The sequence below is a fragment of the Burkholderia sp. SIMBA_062 genome, from assembly GCF_046534765.1.
Taxonomy (GTDB): domain Bacteria; phylum Pseudomonadota; class Gammaproteobacteria; order Burkholderiales; family Burkholderiaceae; genus Burkholderia; species Burkholderia ambifaria.
The window spans coordinates 1-254 of record NZ_JAWRYD010000427.1; the positions used below are offsets into that span (position 1 = coordinate 1).

Annotated in this window: 1 protein-coding gene; it reads right to left on the bottom strand. The window is 64.6% G+C overall.

Annotation, left to right across the window (positions count from 1 at the left end):
• Positions 1 to 254: transposase (locus SB786_RS36950; RefSeq protein ID WP_410731675.1), on the bottom strand; the 254-nt coding region annotated here is incomplete at both ends.

The window sequence follows — 254 nt, forward strand, 5'->3', positions numbered from 1 at the left end:
GCCTCGGCCATCACCTCGTCGGTGACCGAGCTGATGAAGTCGGGCGACACTTCGGTGCCGTAGTGCTCGGCCAGAAATCCCTGAATCTCGCGCACGCTCATCCCACGCGCGTACATCGCGATGATGCGCTCGTCGAAGCCGGTGAAGCGGCGCTCGTGCTTGGGAATCAGAATCGGTTCGAAGCTGCCGTCGCGATCGCGGGGGACTTCGACCCGAACCGGGCCACGATCGGTGATGACCGTCTTGCCGCTGGC